This window comes from Pseudomonas sp. T1.Ur, assembly GCF_023516725.1.
GTDB lineage: Bacteria > Pseudomonadota > Gammaproteobacteria > Pseudomonadales > Pseudomonadaceae > Aquipseudomonas > Aquipseudomonas alvandae.
Map to the genome: position 1 here is coordinate 3,111,240 of NZ_JAMGSN010000001.1, position 19,569 is coordinate 3,130,808.

The following is a 19,569-nucleotide window of genomic DNA, read 5'->3' on the forward strand; positions in this document are numbered from 1 at the left end:
CGATCTTTTGATCTGGCGTTTTTTCACTCAAGACTCAATAGTCCGGGGAAAAGATCGCAGCCTTCGGCAGCTCCTACAGGGTTCCTGCGCAGACAAAAACCACTGCCCACCAGAGGCAGCACCTCAACCACCGTGAGGCCCGATTCCATGATCCAGCCCTTGAATCATCTCCCCCATTCCCAGGAAGACCCGACCACCCTCGCCGCCCGCTTCTGTGACCTGGCGCCGCCCCTCAATGCGCGCCAGGCCCACCTGGAAGCGTCCCGCTGCCTGTACTGCTACGACGCGCCTTGCGTGAACGCTTGCCCGAGCGAGATCGACATTCCATCGTTCATTCGCAACATTCATCAGGACAACGTCCAGGGTGCGGCGCAGCGGATTCTCTCGGCGAACATCCTCGGCGGCAGTTGCGCCCGGGTCTGTCCCACCGAAGTGCTGTGCCAGCAAGCCTGCGTGCGCAACAACGCCCAGGAATGCGCGCCCGTGCTGATCGGCCTGTTGCAACGCTACGCCGTCGACAATGCCCACTTCGGCGAACACCCGTTCAAACGCGCCGCCGCCAGCGGCAAACGCATCGCGGTGGTCGGGGCAGGTCCCGCCGGGCTGTCCTGCGCGCACCGCAGCGCGATGCACGGCCATGACGTGGTGATTTTCGAAGCCCGGGACAAGGCCGGTGGCCTCAACGAATACGGCATCGCCAAGTACAAACTGGTGGACGACTACGCGCAACGTGAACTGGACTTCCTGCTGGAGATCGGCGGTATCGAGATCCGTCATGGCCAGAAGCTCGGCGACAACCTCAGCCTGAGCGACCTGCACCAGCAATTCGACGCGGTGTTCCTCGGCCTCGGCCTGGCCGCCAGCAAACAGCTGGGCCTGAGCGACGAACAAGCGCCTGGGTTGCTGGCCGCCACCGAGTACATCCGCGAGTTGCGCCAGGCTGACGACCTCAGCCAGTTGCCGCTGGCCGACCGTTGCATCGTGCTCGGTGCTGGCAACACCGCCATCGACATGGCCGTGCAAATGGCCCGCCTCGGCGCTCGCGACGTCAGCCTGGTCTACCGCCGCGGCCTGGAGGACATGGGCGCCACCGTGCACGAACAAGACATCGCCAAGGCCAATCAGGTCCGCCTGCTGACCTGGGCCCAGCCGCAGCAAGTACTGCTGGACGACAGCGGCGTAGTGCGCGGCATGCGCTTCTCCCGGACTCATCTGGAGAGCGGTCGGCTGGTGATCGGCAGCGAGACCTTCGATCTGCCCGCCGATGCCATCTTCAAAGCCATCGGCCAAGCCTTCGACGACGACGCGCTGGTGGACCCGCTGGCCCGGGAGCTCAAGCGCCAGGACGGCCGCATCCTGGTGGATGAGCATTTGCGCACCAGCATCCCCGGTGTCTACGCCGGCGGCGATTGCACCAGCCTCGACCAAGACCTCACCGTGCAGGCCGTGCAGCACGGCAAGCTCGCCGCCGAGGCAATCAATGCTCATCTCATGCTCAATGTGGAGGCTGCGTAATGGCCGATCTGTCGATTGTCTTCGCCGGCATCAAAGCCCCCAACCCGTTCTGGCTGGCCTCCGCGCCGCCCACCGACAAGGCCTACAACGTCGTGCGTGCCTTCGAGGCGGGCTGGGGTGGCGTCGTCTGGAAAACCCTGGGGGAAGATCCGGCGGCGGTGAACGTGTCCTCGCGCTACTCGGCTCACTACGGTGCCAATCGCGAGGTGCTGGGCATCAATAACATCGAGCTGATCACCGACCGTTCGCTGGAGATCAACCTGCGGGAAATCACCCAGGTGAAAAAGGACTGGCCGGACCGGGCGCTGATCGTGTCGCTGATGGTGCCGTGCGTCGAGGAATCCTGGAAGAGCATCCTGCCCCTGGTGGAAGCCACCGGCGCCGATGGCATCGAGCTGAATTTCGGCTGCCCCCACGGCATGCCGGAACGGGGCATGGGCGCGGCGGTCGGCCAGGTGCCGGAGTACGTCGAGCAGGTGACGCGCTGGTGCAAGACTTATTGCTCGCTGCCGGTGATCGTCAAGCTCACGCCGAACATCACTGACATCCGCGTCGCCGCCCGGGCTGCCCATCGCGGCGGGGCCGACGCGGTGTCGCTGATCAACACCATCAATTCCATCACCAGCGTCGACCTGGACCGCATGGTCGCCCTGCCCATCGTTGGCAGCCAGAGCACCCACGGCGGTTACTGCGGCTCGGCGGTCAAGCCGATTGCGCTGAACATGGTCGCGGAAATCGCCCGTGACCCGCAGACCCAGGGCCTGCCGATCTGCGGCATCGGTGGCATCGGCAGTTGGCGCGACGCGGCGGAGTTCATCGCCTTGGGCAGCGGCGCGGTGCAAGTGTGCACGGCGGCGATGCTGCATGGCTTTCGCATTGTCGAGGAGATGAAGGACGGTCTGTCGCGCTGGATGGACGAACACGGTCACGCCAATCTGCAAGCCTTCTCCGGTCGCGCGGTGGGCAACACCACCGACTGGAAGTACCTGGACATCAACTACCAGGTCATCGCGAAAATCGACCCGCAAGCCTGCATCGGTTGCGGGCGCTGTCACATCGCCTGTGAAGACACCTCGCACCAGGCCATCGCCAGCCTCAGGCTGGCGGACGGCACCCATGCCTACGAGGTGATCGAAGAGGAATGCGTGGGCTGCAACCTCTGCCAGATCACCTGCCCGGTGCAGGATTGCATCGAGATGGTGACGGTGGATACCGGCAAGCCGTTCCTGGATTGGAACCACGATCCGCGCAACCCCTACCACGTCGCGCCTTGAATCCCTTAACGGGCGCTGAACCTAAGCCGGGACAACATCCGCAGATCGCCGTCGCGGTAGTAATCATCGGTCCAGCTGTCGTTCGGCGCCAAGGGCTTGACCTGCTTGAGGGCGAGTTTTTTCGCAAAGTAGCGAAACCGGTAGTGCTCGTAGAAGCGCAGCAGTTCCAGCCCGTAGCGGTCGGCCAGGTCGGTGTCGCCCTGGATGATCAGGTAGTTTTCGTCGTTGCCGCCGCTGGCCGCGGCGCTCAGGTTATGGCTGCCACTGATGATGGTCGGGGCATCGCTGGTGAAGTCGGTGACCACGGCCTTGGTGTGCACCAGCAAGTTGCCTTTCTGGCCCTTCATGTTTTCCCGGAGCCACCCTTCCAGGCCGGTATTGAGCAAGGCGGTGGCGGCGAATTCCGCAGTGCGATCGGCATGGAAACCGGTGATGCGACTGGCGGAATTCTGCAGGCCGTAGCGCAGCACATCGTCATTGGGCTGGCCGAGCAAGGCATCGAGGATCGCGTCCGGCAAGGCAAATGCCGTGACGAACAGCAGGTCCTTGCGCGCGGACTTGATGATGTCGACGAAGCGATCGAGATCGCCTTGCCCGTTGCGGGGCGAAAAACCGGCGAACAGTTTGTCATCGGCGGCCATGGGATTGTGCTGGGTCAACCAATCGCGGGTCGCGTCGACATCTGCGGGCGCGTGCCAGATCTGCTCGAACACTTGGCGGTAGCTGTCGCTGATCCGTGAATCATCCAGCACATGGATGACGTTGGCCTGGCGATAGACGCCATTGGCGGTGAAATTGGTGCTGCCACACAGCACCGCCTCGGGCGTCAACGAGCCGTTTGCTTCGACCTTGCTCAGGACGATGAACTTGTCGTGAAAAATATTGTGCGTGACCCGCCCACGTTTATTGGCCGCCGGGAGCTTTTCCAGGCTGGCTTCGTTGCGCAGTGTCGTGTCGTCATCCGGCTCGGCGTGGTACAGCACCCTGACCTGCGCGCCGCGTGCATGGGCGGCGTTCACCGCAGCGACGATCACCGGCAGTTCGTATTCGTAGATGGCCACATCCAGTGCCCAGTTGGCATCCAGGGCCCGGTCGATGAAGCCGATCAAGCGTCCCAGCAAACCATTTTCCAACCATCGACGCGGGGCGTCGGGCCACTCCTCGATGGACAACTTTTTATTGGCGCTGATCAGCGCATCCACTTCCGCAAACTTGCGCTGGAACGCCTGGCTGGCCGCCACTGCGCGGTTGAACATGACCCGCTGGCTGGCCGGTTGACCATCGTCACTGGTGACGCTCACTTCCAAGGCTTCGCCCAGTTGCGGCGCATCGGGGCTGCCGTAGGCCAGGTGCACGCGGTAATGAATCGTCACGCCCGGGTTGACCGCGTAATCGGCCCAGCGAAATTTCTGCAACGGCGCCTTGTCGCTGGGCGTGGCGTGGAATTGGGGAAAGGTGTGGGCCTTGTCGGGAAAGGTCAGGCTGTTGAACAGGAACAGCCAGGGCTTGTCGCCCGCCTGCTTCTCGATGGCGAAGCCCAACAGCCCCTTGCGCCGGGGCTCGGCGAGGTCCATGGCAAGAAGCACCCCGTTGGTGCCGGCGTAGGCCTTGACCCGGAAATCGTCCTGGGGATTGGTGACGAGTACGCGCATGGGTTCATTCCTTTGAGGGTTGCTTGAGCATAGAGCAGTGACGCGGGTTGGGTGGGCAGAGCATTGAAACCGCGGTGATGCCATCGCGAGCAAGCTCCCACAGGGGGCTGGGGTGTTCAGCAATTATGTGTTCACAGCGAAACCCATGTGGGAGCGAGCTTGCTCGCGATAGGGCCCAGACAGCCACAGCACATTTCAAGTGCCTTCATCGATATGCCGATACTCAGCCCCCAACTGCCCCGCCAATTGCCGCGCCCGGCCCAGGCGAATCGGGCCGCGCTCGATGTCGATCAGCAGGCTGGGCCAATCGAGGGGCGGCAGGGGTTGCCCTTCCTTCACCCGGCCATCGGTCATCAGCAGCACTCGCTGTCGCTCCGCCGGGAAGCGCTTGCGCCGGGCGGCCAGCCAGCGCTGCGCCTCGCCGATCGCCGCCAGCAACGGCGTACCGCCACCGGCACCCAGCGCGTCGAGCCAGTGCCCCAGGCCAGTGGAGGCCTTGAGTCCCTGCACTTGCCAGGTCGGTGCGGCACCGCTGGCGGTCAACAACGCCAACCGCGCGCGTTGCCGGTAGGCGTCGTCGAACAGTTGTGCGAGCAGGCCCTTGCCGTCGCTCAAGGCCCGGTGGCGACGGGTCGAGGCCGACGCATCGACGATCACCAGCCACAGCTCATTGGCCGAACGCTGCCGCCATTTGAAACGCAAGTCCGCCAGCACGCGCGGACGTCCATTGAGCAAGGAACCCGGCCAGTCCACCAAGCCGCTGGCTGCCGCTTTGCTCCGTCCCTGGCGGCCCTGGTCGAGTCGTCCGGCGCGGGGCCTGGCATTCGCCCCCGCCGGCGAGCGGGGGCGAATGCCTAGGGCTTTTTTGGCCAGCTCGGCACGTCACGCCGGGCGCCGGTCGGCAATGCCCGAGGCGGCAGGTCGCCCCATTGGCCCTCGGCTTCGCCAGGTTGGCTGGTTTCCTTCGGGGTCGACGATGGTGCCTGGGTTGGCGCCGGAGCCGGGGCGGCATGGTCGCGGCGGCGATGACGCAGGGCAAACTCGGCAACGGCGTCGATGTCTTCAGCGGCGATGGCTTGCGCGCCACGCCAGGCGGCATGGGCACGGGCAGCCCGCAACCAGACCAGGTCGGCGCGCAACCCATCGACCCCGGCGGCAAAGCAACGCTCGGTGATCTGCCCCAGCGCCGTGTCATCCAGGGGGATCTGGGCCAAGCCCGTGCGGGCCTGTTCGCAGCGTTCACGCAACCGTTGCTGGGCTGGCTCCCACTCGGCGCAAAATGCCGTCGGATCACTGTCGAAATCCAACCGCCGACGGATGATCTGCCCGCGCTCGGCCGGGGCGGTGTGGCCGTCCAGGGCCACGTTGAGGCCGAAGCGGTCGAGCAGTTGCGGACGCAGCTCGCCTTCTTCCGGGTTCATCGTACCGATCAACACGAAACGCGCCGGATGCCGGTGGGAAATGCCGTCGCGTTCGATCAGGTTGGTACCGCTGGCGGCGACGTCGAGCAGCAGATCCACCAGATGATCCGGCAGCAGGTTCACTTCATCGACGTACAGCACGCCACCGTCGGCCTTGGCCAGCACCCCGGGAGAAAACTGTGCACGCCCTTCCCCCAACGCCGCGCCCAGGTCGAGGGTGCCGACCAGCCGTTCTTCGGTGGCGCCCAGGGGCAAGGTCACGAACTGGCCGCTGGCCAACAGATCCGCCAGGCCCCGGGCCAGGGTGGACTTGGCCATCCCGCGCGGGCCTTCGATCAACACGCCGCCGATCTTCGGATCGATCGCCGCCAGGCACAGGGCCAGTTTCAACGCATCGGCGCCGACCACGGCGGCGAGGGGGAAATGGGGGGTGTCGGTCATATGAGATATCTCATGAGTGTAAGGAGGTCCCTGTGGCGAGGAAGCTTGCTCCCGCTGGGTCGCAAAAAATGTGTAGGCGCTGTGTAGGAGCTGCCGAGCGAAGCGAGGCTGCGATCTTTCGCGCGGCGCTTGAGTTTCAAACCGAAGATCAAGAGATCGCAGCCTCGTTGCACTCGGCAGCTCCTACGGGGCCGAGCGGGAGCAAGCGCCCTCGCCACGAGAGCCCATCGGCCAGCGATAAGTCAGCCATCTTCTTCAATGTCCAACAGCAGGTTTTCCAGCGCCTCGCGATAATCCCCCGGTTCCTGCCACATCCCCCGCTGCTGCGCTTCGAGCATTCGCTCGGTCATGTCCCGCAGGGCGTCGGGGTTGTGCTGGCGGACGAAATCCCGGGTATGCGGATCGAGGAGATAGGCATCGGCCAGCAAGGCGTACTGGTGGTCATCGATCAACCGGGTGGTGGCGTCGAAGGCGAACAGATTGTCCACCGTCGCCGCCAGTTCGAACGCGCCTTTGTAGCCGTGGCGCTTGACCCCGTCGATCCACTTCGGATTGGCCGCGCGGGAACGAATGACCCGGTTGAGTTCTTCCTTCAGCGTGCGGATCTTCGGCAGGTCCGGCTGGCTGTGATCGCCGTGGTAACTGGCGGCGGCTTCACCACTGAGGGTTTCCACGGCAGCGAGCATGCCACCCTGGAATTGGTAGTAATCGTTGGAGTCGAGCAGGTCGTGCTCACGGTTGTCCTGGTTCTGCAGCACCGCTTGCACCTGGCTCAGTCGCCTGGAGAATTGCGCCCTCGCCGCGGTGCCCTCGTCACCCGCGCCATAGGCGTAGCCGCCCCAGTTGAGGTAGACCTCGGCGAGGTCTTCGCGGCTCTGCCAGAGCCGACCGTCGATTGCCCCCTGCACGCCCGCGCCATAGGCGCCGGGCTTGGCGCCGAAGATCCGCCAGCCGGCCTGGCGCGCCGCGTCTTCCGGGGGCAAGCCCGATTGCAGCAGGGCTTCGCGCTCGGCGCGGACCTTGGCCGCCAGCGGGTTCAGGTCGTCGGGCTCATCCAGGGCCGCAACGGCCTGCACCGCCGCGTCGAACAAGCGGATCAGGTTGGCGAAGGCGTCCCGGAAGAATCCGGAAACCCGCAACGTCACATCGACCCGAGGGCGGTCCAGCAGGCTCAGCGGCAAAATTTCGAAATCATCCACCCGCTGGCTGCCCGTGGCCCAGACCGGACGCACGCCCATCAGCGCCATCGCCTGGGCAATGTCGTCGCCGCCGGTACGCATGGTGGCGGTGCCCCACACCGACAGGCCGAGTCGGCGCAGGTGATCGCCATGGTCTTGCAGGTGCCGTTCGAGGATCAGGTTCGCCGACTGGAAACCGATGCGCCACGCGGTGGTGGTGGGCAGGTTGCGCACATCGACGGAGAAGAAGTTGCGCCCGGTGGGCAGCACATCCAGGCGTCCGCGACTCGGTGCGCCACTGGGGCCGGCCGGTACGAAGCGCCCGTCCAGGGCATCGAGCAACCCGCGCATCTCCGCCGGGCCGCAGGCGTCCAGGCGCGGCGCGACGACGGCGCGCAGGTGATCGATGATGTTGTGCACCGTCTCCCAACCCGGCGCGTCGAGCAGCTCGACCTCGCCGTCCAAGGCTTGCTCGATCAATCGTCCGGCGAACAGCTCCAGGCGCTCACGGCTATCGCCGACGGTGCGCCAAGGCTCGTCACTGATGTCGCGCAACGCCTCGGGACGCTCGCCGGTCCAAGGCTCGGCCAAGGCACAATCGAGCGGATCGAAACCCAACCCGAACGCCTTCGCCAGCGCGCGAAGCAGGCTCGATTGGGCGCCCTTGCCGTCGCCACGGGGAATGCGCAACAGCGCCAGCAAGGTGTCGATGCGCAGCCGTCCACCGGGCGACTCGCCAAAGATGTGCAGGCCGTCGCGGATCTGCGACTCCTTCAAGTCGCACAGGTAGGTGTCCAGGCGCGGCAGCCAGATCGCCGCGTCGGCGTCGCTGTCGAGGCCGGCGTCGAGTTGCAGCTCGCGATCGATATGCGTCTCGCGCACCAGGGCCAGGATATCCCGTTGCAATTCCCTGGCGCGGCGCGGATCGAGCAGTTGCGCCTCGTAGTATTCGTCGGCCAGCAGCTCCAGGTTACGCAGCGGCCCGTAGGTTTCGGCGCGGGTCAACGGTGGCATCAAGTGGTCGATGATCACCGCCTGGGCGCGACGCTTGGCCTGGGCGCCCTCGCCCGGGTCGTTGACGATGAACGGATAGATGTTCGGCAGCGGTCCCAGCAGCACGTCGGGCCAACAGCTCTCCGAAAGCCCGACGCCCTTGCCCGGCAGCCATTCGAGGTTGCCGTGCTTGCCGACGTGGATGACAGCGTGAGTGCCATAGGCGTGGCGCAACCAGAAATAGAACGCCAGGTAACCGTGGGGCGGCACCAGGTCCGGGTCGTGGTACACCGCGCTCGGATCGACCTGGTAGCCCCGCGCCGGCTGGATGCCGACGAACGTCAGGCCCAGGCGCAGGCCGGCGATCATCAAGCGACCGTCGCGGAACATCGGGTCCTGCTCGGGCGCGCCCCAACGCGCGAGCACCGCGTGGCGATTGGCCTCGGGCAGCGCGTCGAACATTGCCTGGTACGCGTCCAGCGCCAGGCTCTGATGGCAGGGCCGCAGGTCGAGGCTGTCCAGGTCGTTAGTGACGCCGCCGAGCAATTGCTGGATCAACGCGGTACCACTGGCCGGCAGTTCCGCGGACAGCGGATACCCTTCGGCCTGCATCGCCCGCAGGATATTCAGCGCCGCCGCCGGCGTGTCCAGGCCAACGCCGTTGCCGATGCGCCCGTCCCGGGTCGGGTAGTTGGCGAGGATCAGCGCCACACGTTTTTCGCCGTTGGGCAGGCGCGCCAGGGTGGTCCAGCGCCGGGCCAGTGCGGCGACAAAATCCATGCGCTCGGGCACGGCCCGGTAGCACACCACGTCGCTTTGGCTGCGCTCACTGCGCCAGGCCAGGTCCTTGAAACTGATGGGCCGGCTGATGATCCGCCCGTCCAGTTCCGGCAAGGCGATGTGCATCGCCAGGTCCCGCGGCCCCAGGCCTTGTTCGCTGGCGCGCCAGCCGGGTTCGTTGTCCTGGGCGCAGATCGCCTGGATCACCGGGATATCGCGGCGAAACGGCCGCAGGTGCGGGGCCTCGGGACTGGATTGGGCGAAGCCGGTGGTGTTGAGAATCACCCCGGCCGCCACCTCGTCCAGCCAGTCTTCCACCTGGGCCAGGCACCCGGGTTCCTTGAGGCTCGCCACGGCGATCGGCAAAGGATTGAGCCCCGCCGCCTGCAGGCGCTGGCAGAACACATCGATGAACGCGGTGTTCGCGGCTTGCAGGTGCGAGCGATAAAACAACAGCGCCGCCACCGGTTCGCCGGCCTGCCAGTCGGCCCGCCAATCATCCAGGGTCGCGTTGGTTTTTTTCGGGTGATAGATCGCCGTGCGTGCCAGGGGCTGGGGCTCGCCCCACGAATAGTCGCGGCCAAACCATTGGCTGCCGAGGTGACGGAACAGGTTCAGGGCGTTTTCCAATCCACCCTGGCGAAGAAACTGCCAGAGCCGGTCGCGATCTTCGACAGGCACATTGCTCAAGTCGCTGAGCTCCGGATCTGGACGGTCATCCCCCGGCACCAGGATCAGCTTCACCCCGCGTCCGGCCAGTTCCATCAGTCGCTCGATGCCGTAGCGCCAATAGCCGATGCCGCCGTGCAGCGACAGCAAGATGACCTTGGCGTGTTGCAGCACGTCTTCGACATACAGATCCACCGACGCGTGGTTCTGCACCTGCATCGGGTTGGCGAGGCGGAACTGCGGGTAGTCGTCCGGCAACTGCCGCGCCGCTTCGGCCAGCAGCGCCAGGCTGGAATCGCCGCTGCACAGGACCACCAGTTCGGCGGGGGTTTGCCCGAGGTCGGCGATGTTGTCATCCGACACGAAACCGCCGGGCTGGGTCCTGAGCAGGTGCATGGCTTACACGCTGAGGGCGGCGCGCAACTGCGCTTCGAGCCGCCCGGCGTCCAGCGCCTGGCCGATCAGCACCAACCGGGTCACGCGTGCTTCGTCGGCGCTCCACTGGCGGTCGAAGTGCTTGTCGAAGCGCGTGCCGACGCCTTGGATCAGCAGGCGCATCGGTTTGTTCGGGATCGCCGCGAAGCCCTTGACCCGCAGCACGTCGTGCTGGACCACCAGTTGCGTCAGCGCGTCCAGCAGCAGGCTTTCGTCAGCCTGGGGCAGTTCGATGGAAATCGAATCGAAGGCATCGTGATCGTGGTCGTCGTCATCGCCGTCATGGTGGTGGTCGTGATGGCTGTGGCGGCTGTCGATGTGCTCTTCGGAACCGGCGCCCAGGCCGATCAGCACGTCCAGTGGCAGGCGACCGCTGCTGGCTTCGATGATCTTGACCGCTGGCGGCAGTTCTTCGGCGACTTCCAGGCGGACTTTTGCCAGGTCTTCAGGGTTGATCAGGTCGGCTTTGTTGAGGATCACCAGGTCGGCGCTTGCCAGTTGATCGGCGAACAGCTCGTGCAGCGGCGATTCATGGTCCAGGTTCGGGTCCAGCTTGCGCTGGGCATCGACCTTGTCCGGGAATGCGGCGAAGGTGCCGGCGGCGACGGCCGGGCTATCGACCACGGTGATCACCGCATCGACGGTGCAGGCGCTGCGGATTTCCGGCCACTGGAACGCCTGGACCAGCGGCTTGGGCAAGGCCAGGCCGGAGGTTTCAATGAGGATGTGATCAAGGTCGCCGCGACGGGCTACCAGTTCGCGCATCACCGGGAAGAACTCTTCTTGCACGGTGCAGCACAGGCAGCCGTTGGCCAGTTCATAGACGCGGCCGTTGGCTTCTTCTTCGGTGCATCCGATGGAGCACTGCTTGAGGATCTCGCCGTCGATGCCCAGTTCGCCGAATTCGTTGACGATGACCGCGATACGTCGGCCCTGGGCGTTGTCGAGCATGTGCCGCAGCAAGGTGGTCTTACCCGAGCCGAGGAAACCGGTGACGATGGTGACGGGGAGTTTGGCCAGTGTTTTCATCGGATGCCCTTTGGCAAGGTGGCGGGCAAACGGGACGACAACCGCAGGCACAGGCGTGCGCGGAAGATTTCGCCACCGGATCACCCCGCCCGGTTGTAGTGAGAATCTGTTGTCGAGGCAGGTCTCCTGGCTGACGGCGGGCCAGGCAGGCCTTTATCCAAAGCCTGGGCTGGCAATTTTCTGCGCCTTCCCGTGCGCCCGTTGTAACAGGGCATGCACAGTGGCCTTGCAGAGACAGCACCGTTCACAGTTGCGGGGGCAGCCGCGGCTTGGACCGCGTTCCCTTCAGGCTCTGTAAAAAAGGTATCCGCACTCGCCCGTTTCGCCTTGTCTGGCCTTCGCGCGAACACATTTCATACAGCCCCTAGCTTCGGCGCATGCCGAAGAACCTCGAAGGCGCAAGGCTACGCAGGGTGTGCGGGCGGGTCAATCTCCGCAGGCAATCTCCGCTGACCGGGGCGTCCTGGCGACCGTCCGCAGGGAAAATCAGCGGGCCGCCACTCGCCAGAGCCGGGCGATGTCCCGGGCCCGCTCGGCCAGCAGGCGCGGCGCCTCGGTGCACGCCTCTTGCAGCGTCATGGGCCCGTTCGCCAGGGCAAACGCGGCGTCGATACCGTGTCCATAAAGCGCTTCGTAGCCCTCCCCCAGCGTACCGGCCAGGACCACTACCGGCACCCCGTGGCGCCGGGCGATGCGGGCGACGCCAAACGGCGTCTTGCCGCGTAGGGTCTGGGCGTCGAAACGGCCTTCACCGGTGATCACCAGGTCGGCACCGTTGATCGCATCGGCCAGGCCGGTCAACTGCGCAACGACTTCCACACCGGTCCGAAACTGCGCCTGGAGGAACGCCTTGGCGGCGAAGCCCAGGCCCCCGGCGGCGCCGCTGCCCGGTTCGTCGCGAACGTCACGGGCGAGCGCCCGGGCACAATGTTCGGCGAAGTGCCCCAGCGCCCGGTCCAGTTGCCGCACCTGCCCGGCGGAGGCGCCTTTCTGCGGGCCGAACACGGCTGAAGCGCCGTGGGGGCCGCAGAGCGGGTTATCGACATCGGCGGCGATCTCGAAACGCACGCCGGCCAGGCGCGGATCCAGGTCGCCCAGGTCGATCCGCGCGAGTTTGTCCAAGGCCGAACCACCGGGCGCCAGCGGCTGGCCCTGGTCGTCGAGCAACGCCACACCCAAGGCCTGCATCGCCCCGGCGCCACCGTCGTTGGTGGCGCTGCCGCCGATCGCCAAAATAACCCGGCTGGCGCCTTCGTCCAGGGCGGCGCGAATCAACTCACCGGTGCCATAGGTGCTGCTGGAACAGGCATCGCGCTGTCCCGGTGGCACCAATTGCAAACCGCTGGCCTCAGCCATTTCAATGATTGCCGTGCGGCTTTGCGCCAGCCAGCCCCAGCGGGCCTCGACGGGGGCTCCCAGCGGGCCACGGACCCGGTTTTCACGCCACTGGCCGTGGCAGGCCGCAAGCACCGCCTCCACCGTTCCCTCGCCTCCGTCCGCCATTGGACACTTGATCAACTGCGCGTCCGGCCAGACCTGGGCCAGCCCTTGTGCGATGGCATCCGCCACGCCCTGGGCGCTGAGGCTGTCCTTGAACGAGTCGGGGGCGATGATTATTTTCATTTTTGTTCTCCGGTTCCGATGCACAGCATGCTGCCAGCTGACCGCAACCGTGACGCCGGTCCGCCGCACAAAAGACACTGGGGATTATTGGTCAAATTCACAAAGGCTGGGTCGCATAGCGTGTGGCCAGCGCATCTGTGGCGAGGGAGCTTGCTCCCGCTCGGCTGCGTAGCGGCCGCTTTTTTGGGGCCGCTGCGCGACCCAGCGGGAGCAAGCTCCCTCGCCACGGGGTTATGAGTCAATTGCACCCCACATAGGTTATGTGGGGGTATCGACGGTCTGTGGCAACAGCTGGACGCCCAAGTACAACGCCAACATCCCATCCAGCCTGAGCGGGTCGACGCCGCTGAGTTCGGCAATGCGCTCCATGCGATAGCGCAGGCTGTTGCGGTGGATGCCCAGGGCGTCGGCGCAGGCCTGGCTCTGGCCGTCGTGTTCACACCAGCTTCGCAGGGTAGCCAGCAGTTGGCCGTTGCTGTCCTTGGCGATGACTTTGCGCAACGGGGTCAACAACTCGTCCAGCGCATCATCGCTGCGATGCCGCCAGAGCATCACCGGCAGACGATAGCGATTGAGGATCAACAAGCGTGACTGCGGCAGGACATCACGACCATACGCCAGCAGGTCCGCCACGCGCCGGTAGCAACGGCGCAGGCCCGCCAAGCCTTCGGCCTGGCCGCCCACAGCGACTCGAAGGATGTTCCAGCCCAGGCCGTCGAGCTTGCCCAGCAAGCGCTCGTTCTCCACCGAAGCCGTGACTGGCCGGCACCAGAGCAACGAGGATTTGGACGAAGTCAGGCACCAGCTGTCCGGGTAGCGCGACATCAACCAGGCGCTCAACGATTCCACGGTTTGCCCAGGCCCGTGCTCCCAGCCCAATTCAAACAAGTACGGCACCCGCGACAGCTGCGGCTTGAGGCCCATCTGCTGCGCCTCGTCGAGCAACCGTGGCGAATCCCCGGCATCGCCCAGCAGCAACGCCAGCAAGTCATCGCAACGCTGGCGGCGCCATTGCTGCTCGGCCTGCTGGTTGCGCTGGCCGAGCAGCATTTCCGCGGTCATGCGCACCAGTTCAGCGTAGGTGCGCAATTGCGCGGGCTCACCGGTGATGCCCAGCACGCCGATCAGCCGCTGGTCGAGCATCAGCGGCAGGTTGATTCCCGGTTGCACACCCTTGAGGTGCACGGCGGTGTGTTCGTCGATTTCCACCACCCGGCCGTTGGCCAGGACCAGTTGCGCGCCCTCGTGGCGGGTATTGATGCGCTCGCGCTCGCCGCTGCCGAGGATCAGGCCCTGGTTGTCCATGACATTGACGTTATAGGGCAGGATCGCCATCGCCCGGTCGACGATGTCCTGCGCCAGGTCGTGATCGAGTTCGAACATGGGCGGTGTTCCTTGCAAGCGGCGTGATTGTTGTTTTTGAGGTGCAGCGCGCGCGTGATTGGTCAGGCGCACAGGGTCGACAGCCAAACCCTGTGCTCCGGCACAAAGACACGGGACCTTGGGCTGGCCGAGACTCAAGGGGCGGTCAACGTTACCCCTTGGCACGCCAAAATCATAATAAAGAGAGACCCGCCATGTCCCAGAGCGCAGCAGCCCTCCTGGCTACCCACGACGAAAAGAATACCGTCTACAAGCGCATCACCCTGCGCTTGATCCCCTTCATCTTCATCTGCTACCTGTTCAATTACCTCGACCGGGTGAACGTTGGCTTCGCCAAGTTGCAGATGCTCGACGCGTTGAAATTCAGCGAAACCGTATACGGCCTCGGCGCCGGGATTTTCTTCATCGGCTATGTGCTGTGCGGCGTGCCGAGCAACCTGGCCCTGACCCGATTCGGTCCACGGCGCTGGATCGCGCTGATGATGATCACCTGGGGCACGCTGTCGACCTGCCTGTTGTTCGTGACCACACCGACGCAGTTCTACACCTTGCGACTGTTCACCGGCGCGGCCGAGGCCGGATTCTTCCCTGGCGTGGTGCTGTACCTCTCGCAGTGGTTCCCGACGTTCCGCCGTGGCCGCATCATGGCGCTGTTCATGTCGGCCATCCCGGTGTCCGGCCTGCTCGGCAGCCCGTTTTCCGGCTGGATCCTCAATCACTTCGCCGCGGGCCAGGGCGGCTTGGCGGGCTGGCAATGGATGTTCCTGCTGCAAGGCATCCCGACGGTGATCCTTGGCGGGCTGGCGTTCTTCCTGCTCAGCGACACCTTCGCCAAGGCCACCTGGCTGACCGATCATGAACGTGCTGTGCTCACCGCCGACCACGCCGAAGACCAGGCCAACAAACCGAAAACCAGCACCGACTCACTGGCGGCGGTGTTCAAGAACCCAGCGATCTGGGCGTTTGGCCTGGTGTACTTCTGCATCCAGAGCGGCGTGTACGCGATCAACTTCTGGCTGCCGTCGATCATCAAGAACCTCGGTTTCAGCGATAACCTGGTGATCGGCTGGCTGAGCGCGATTCCCTATTTGCTGGCGGCGGTGTTCATGTTGCTGGTGGGACGCTCGGCGGACCTGCACAAGGAGCGTCGCTGGCACCTGGTGGTGCCGATGCTGATGGGCGCGGTGGGGCTGCTGATCGCGGTGAATTTCGCCACCACGCCGGCCATCGCCATCCTCGGCCTGTCCATCGCCACCATGGGCGCCCTCACCGGCCTGCCGATGTTCTGGCCGGTGCCCACCGCCCTGCTCAGCGCGGGCGCGGCGGCTGGTGGATTGGCGTTGATCAACTCCATGGGCCAGATGGCCGGTTTCCTCAGCCCCTACCTGGTGGGCTGGGTCAAGGACGCCACCGGCTCGACCGACGCGGCGTTGTACCTGTTGGCCGGCGTGATTGTCTGCGGCAGCCTGCTGGCGTTGCGCATGACTCGCACCCTGCGGGCCTGACCCCCCCCTGCCCTCCGTGGGAGCGAGCTTGCTCGCGATGGCGGTGTATCAGTCGATACCAATGTTGGTTGACCTGACGCTATCGCGAGCAAGCTCGCGCCCACAGTTGATTGGGGGTGTTTGAGAAAACGGTTGGATCCACGCGGCGGTTCTGGTATTTGATTGAGCCTTTCCCCATGGATGAAAGGATCTTGTCATGAGCTACCGCACGCTAGGCCATTCCGGGTTGCAAGTCTCGACGTTGACCCTGGGCACGATGATGTTCGGCGAACAGACCAGCACCGAGGATTCGCTGCGGATCATCGACAAGGCCTGGGACCAGGGCATCAACTTCATCGACACCGCCGACGTCTACACCGGCGGTCGCTCCGAAGAAATCGTCGGCGAGGCGATTGCCAGTCGTCGTCACGAGTGGGTGCTCGCCACCAAGGTCGGTTTCGGCCCGCCGGACGGCGTGCCCAACCGCAGCGGCCTGAGCCGCAAGCATCTGTTCAATGGCATCGAAGCCAGCCTGACGCGCCTGGGCACCGATTACCTGGACATCTATTACCTGCACCGCGAAGACCACAACACCCCGCTGCACGTCACCGTGTCGGCGATCGGCGATTTGATCCGCCAGGGCAAGATCCGCTACTGGGGCCTGTCGAACTACCGCGGCTGGCGCATCGCCGAGGTGATCCGGATTGCCGACAGCCTGGGCATCGACCGCCCGGTGATCAGCCAACCGTTGTACAACATCGTCAACCGCCAGGCGGAAACCGAGCAGATCACCGCCGCGCAGAACTACGGCCTCGGCGTGGTGCCGTTCAGCCCCCTGGCTCGCGGCGTGCTCAGCGGCAAATACGCGCCAGACGTGCCACCGGACGCCAACAGCCGCGCCGGTCGCCAGGACAAGCGCATCCTGGAAACCGAATGGCGGGTCGAGTCCCTGCGCATTGCCCAGCAGATCCTGGAATACACCCAGGGCCGGGGCGTGGGCATCGTCGAGTTCGCCATCGCCTGGGTGCTGAACAACAATGCCGTGACCTCGGCCATCGTCGGGCCGCGCACGGAGCAGCAGTGGGATTCGTACACCAAGGCGCAGTCGGTAAAAATCACCGCTGAAGATGAAGCGTTCATCGATTCGCTGGTGACGCCGGGGCATGCCTCGACGCCGGGGTTCAACGATGTCGGCCATTTCGTGCCGGGACGCGTGCCGCGTACGTCGTAACCTGCACAGATATCACCGTGGCGAGGGAGCGTGCTCCCGCGCGGCCTGTAGGCGCGTGTAGGAGCTGCGTAGGAGCTGCCGAGCGAAGCGAGGCTGCGATCTTTTGATCTTTCGCTTGGGATTCAAGTGTTCTTTGGAAAGATCGCAGCCTCGTTGCACTCGGCAGCTCCTACGCAGTTCCTACGCAGTTCCTACACAGCGCCTACACAGCTCCTACAGGCCGAGCGGGAGCTTGCTCCCTCGCCACGGTGACTTAGGCTCATCCAATAACAAGAGGCACCCGTGTCCAAAGGCATCGCTCTATCGGTCTCGGCATCCGCCCTGTTCGCCGTCATGTATTACTACACCTCGCTCCTCACGCCATTGACCGGCCTGGAGATTTTCGGTTGGCGCATGTTGCTGACGATGCCGTGCATGACCGCGTTCATGTTGATCGCCCGCGAATGGAAACTCGTCTCGGACCTTGTCGCACGCCTGGTCGCCACGCCGCGCTTGCTGCTAGGTGCGATGGCGTCATCGGCACTGATGGGCGCGCAGTTGTGGCTGTTCATGTGGGCGCCGCTCAACGGCTACAGCCTGGACGTGTCGCTGGGCTATTTCCTGCTGCCGCTGTCGATGGTCCTGACCGGACGTATCGCCTATGGCGAGCGCCTCTCCCGCTTGCAAAAAGTCGCGGTGTTTTTCGCCACCCTTGGCGTGCTCAACGAGCTCTACCAGGTGGGTGGATTTTCCTGGGCGACGTTATTGGTGGTGGTGGGCTATCCCATCTATTTCATCCTGCGCAAACGCCTGCGCACCGACAACCTGGGCGGGCTCTGGCTGGACATGACATTGATGCTGCCATTGGCACTCTGGTTCGTGCAGAGCGGTGAACAGGGCTTCGGCGTCTTCGATCAGTACCCGTGGCTGTCGCTGCTGATCCCGATTCTGGGTGTCATCAGTGCGTCGGCGCTGGTGTCCTACATCGTCGCCAGCCGACTGCTGCCATTCAGCCTGTTCGGGTTGTTGAGCTATGTAGAACCCGTGTTGTTGCTGGGCGTCGCGCTGTTGCTGGGAGAAAGTATCAAGCCCGAAGAATGGCTGACCTACATTCCCATCTGGATGGCCGTGGCGGTCCTGGTGTTCGAAGGGTTCAAGCACCTGGTGAGGCAGCGGCGCAGGACTTAAGGTCACCGCCAAACCTTGTGGGAGCGAGCCTGCTCGCGAAAGCGGCGTGTCAGTTTCCATATCTGGCACTGATATACCGCCTTCGCGAGCAGGCTCGCTCCCACATTCGGGAATGCGTCGGGCTTTTTATGGTTTCAGGGTTTACTCGGTGGCGAGTACACCACGACGCACCTGGTCACGCTCGATCGACTCGAACAACGCCTTGAAGTTGCCCTCGCCGAAACCATCGTCGCCCTTGCGCTGGATGAACTCGAAGAACACCGGGCCCATCAGGGTTTCCGAAAATATCTGCAGCAGCAAGCGCTTATCGCCCTGCTCGGACGCACCGTCCAGCAGAATGCCACGCGATTGCAGCTCACCCACCGGTTCACCGTGGTTCGGCAGACGGCCTTCGAGCATTTCGTAGTAGGTGTCCGGCGGAGCGGTCATGAAGCGCATGCCGATTTTCTTCAACTGGTCCCAGGTCTTGATCAGGTCGTCGGTGAGGAACGCCACGTGCTGGATGCCTTCGCCGTTGAACTGCATCAGGAACTCTTCGATCTGGCCGGCGCCCTTGGACGATTCTTCGTTCAACGGGATGCGAATCATGCCGTCCGGGGCGGTCATCGCCTTGGAGGTCAGGCCGGTGTATTCGCCCTTGATGTCGAAGTAGCGGATCTCGCGGAAATTGAACAATTTCTCGTAGAAGTTCGCCCAGTAGGCCATCCGTCCGCGATACACGTTGTGGGTCAGGTGATCGATGATTTTCAGGCCCGCGCCCACCGGATTGCGGTCGATGCCTTCGAGGAACACGAAGTCGATGTCATAGATCGAACTGCCTTCGCCGAAACGGTCGATCAGGTACAGCGGCGCGCCGCCGATGCCTTTGATGGCGGGCAGGTTCAGCTCCATCGGGCCGGTTTCGATGTGGATCGGCTGGGCGCCAAGCTCCAGGGCGCGCTTGTAGGCTTTTTGCGAGTCCTTGACCCGGAACGCCATGCCGCACACCGACGGGCCGTGCTCGGCCGCGAAATACGAAGCCACGCTATGGGGTTCGTTGTTGAGGATCAGGTTGATCGCACCCTGGCGATACAGGTGCACATCCTTGGACCGGTGGGTGGCCACTTTGGTGAAGCCCATGATCTCGAAGATCGGCTCCAGGGTGTTGGGCGTAGGGGACGCGAATTCGATGAATTCAAAGCCCATCAGGCCCATCGGGTTTTCGTATAGATCTGCCATGTCGGCGCCTCATCATGCTTATCAATTAACAGGAAACGTTAGTTGCCAGTGATGCTGAGGGCACGGGGCGGCGCGC

The 19,569-nt window shown here is 64.4% G+C and carries 13 protein-coding genes and 1 riboswitch; of the genes, 5 read left to right on the top strand and 8 right to left on the bottom strand.

Going from position 1 to position 19,569, the window contains the following annotated elements:
• The first annotated feature begins 147 nt into the window (after positions 1-147).
• Entirely contained in the window at positions 148-1,515 is a 1,368-nt protein-coding gene (locus M8Q45_RS13730) for an NAD(P)-dependent oxidoreductase (RefSeq protein ID WP_249875198.1), read from the top strand.
• On the top strand, positions 1,515-2,789 hold the full coding sequence (gene preA, locus M8Q45_RS13735; protein ID WP_249875199.1) for an NAD-dependent dihydropyrimidine dehydrogenase subunit PreA: 1,275 nt from the start codon (positions 1,515-1,517) through the stop codon (positions 2,787-2,789). Before M8Q45_RS13730 ends, preA begins: the two co-directional genes overlap by 1 nt.
• Before the next feature lie 5 nt (positions 2,790-2,794).
• Here preA and M8Q45_RS13740 read toward each other — a convergent pair whose 3' ends face one another.
• The 7 genes from M8Q45_RS13740 to M8Q45_RS13770 all read right to left on the bottom strand — a co-directional run bounded on the left by M8Q45_RS13740 (position 2,795) and on the right by M8Q45_RS13770 (position 14,393).
• Entirely contained in the window at positions 2,795-4,441 is a 1,647-nt protein-coding gene (locus tag M8Q45_RS13740) for a phospholipase D-like domain-containing protein (protein WP_249875200.1), read from the bottom strand.
• Positions 4,442-4,636: 195 nt separating this feature from the next.
• On the bottom strand, positions 4,637-5,194 hold the full coding sequence (locus tag M8Q45_RS13745; protein ID WP_349654625.1) for a vWA domain-containing protein: 558 nt from the start codon (positions 5,192-5,194) through the stop codon (positions 4,637-4,639).
• Between the two features lie 101 nt (positions 5,195-5,295).
• Entirely contained in the window at positions 5,296-6,303 is a 1,008-nt protein-coding gene (locus tag M8Q45_RS13750; RefSeq protein WP_249875201.1) for a magnesium chelatase ATPase subunit I, read from the bottom strand.
• Between the two features lie 242 nt (positions 6,304-6,545).
• Complete coding sequence (gene cobN / locus M8Q45_RS13755; protein WP_249875202.1) at positions 6,546-10,319, bottom strand: cobaltochelatase subunit CobN; 3,774 nt, start codon at positions 10,317-10,319, stop codon at positions 6,546-6,548.
• Positions 10,320-10,322: 3 nt separating this feature from the next.
• Positions 10,323-11,387: a cobalamin biosynthesis protein CobW gene (cobW, locus tag M8Q45_RS13760; protein ID WP_283939042.1), complete on the bottom strand. Its 1,065-nt coding sequence runs from the start codon at positions 11,385-11,387 to the stop codon at positions 10,323-10,325.
• A gap of 100 nt (positions 11,388-11,487) precedes the next feature.
• A riboswitch (cobalamin riboswitch) is annotated at positions 11,488-11,713 on the bottom strand.
• A 160-nt stretch (positions 11,714-11,873) separates the two neighbouring features.
• Positions 11,874-13,010 carry a glycerate kinase gene (locus M8Q45_RS13765; RefSeq protein ID WP_249875204.1) on the bottom strand — a complete coding sequence of 379 codons (1,137 nt, stop codon included), beginning with the start codon at positions 13,008-13,010 and terminating at the stop codon, positions 11,874-11,876.
• A gap of 258 nt (positions 13,011-13,268) precedes the next feature.
• A complete protein-coding gene (locus M8Q45_RS13770) occupies positions 13,269-14,393 on the bottom strand; it encodes a sugar diacid recognition domain-containing protein (RefSeq protein WP_249875205.1) in 1,125 nt (374 codons plus the stop codon).
• A gap of 194 nt (positions 14,394-14,587) precedes the next feature.
• Here M8Q45_RS13770 and M8Q45_RS13775 point away from each other — a divergent pair, with 194 nt between their 5' ends.
• The 3 genes from M8Q45_RS13775 (at position 14,588) to rarD (ending at position 18,275) form a co-directional block, all read left to right on the top strand.
• A complete protein-coding gene (locus M8Q45_RS13775) occupies positions 14,588-15,898 on the top strand; it encodes an MFS transporter (RefSeq protein WP_249875206.1) in 1,311 nt (436 codons plus the stop codon).
• A gap of 196 nt (positions 15,899-16,094) precedes the next feature.
• Positions 16,095-17,108, top strand: coding sequence for an aldo/keto reductase (locus M8Q45_RS13780; protein ID WP_249875207.1), 1,014 nt, complete (start codon positions 16,095-16,097; stop codon positions 17,106-17,108).
• Between the two features lie 282 nt (positions 17,109-17,390).
• Positions 17,391-18,275 carry an EamA family transporter RarD gene (gene rarD / locus M8Q45_RS13785; RefSeq protein ID WP_249875208.1) on the top strand — a complete coding sequence of 295 codons (885 nt, stop codon included), beginning with the start codon at positions 17,391-17,393 and terminating at the stop codon, positions 18,273-18,275.
• 141 nt (positions 18,276-18,416) lie between these two features.
• On the opposite strand, the gene hppD is transcribed toward rarD, so the two are convergent.
• Positions 18,417-19,493: a 4-hydroxyphenylpyruvate dioxygenase gene (hppD, locus tag M8Q45_RS13790; RefSeq protein WP_249875209.1), complete on the bottom strand. Its 1,077-nt coding sequence runs from the start codon at positions 19,491-19,493 to the stop codon at positions 18,417-18,419.
• Positions 19,494-19,569 lie beyond the last annotated feature (76 nt).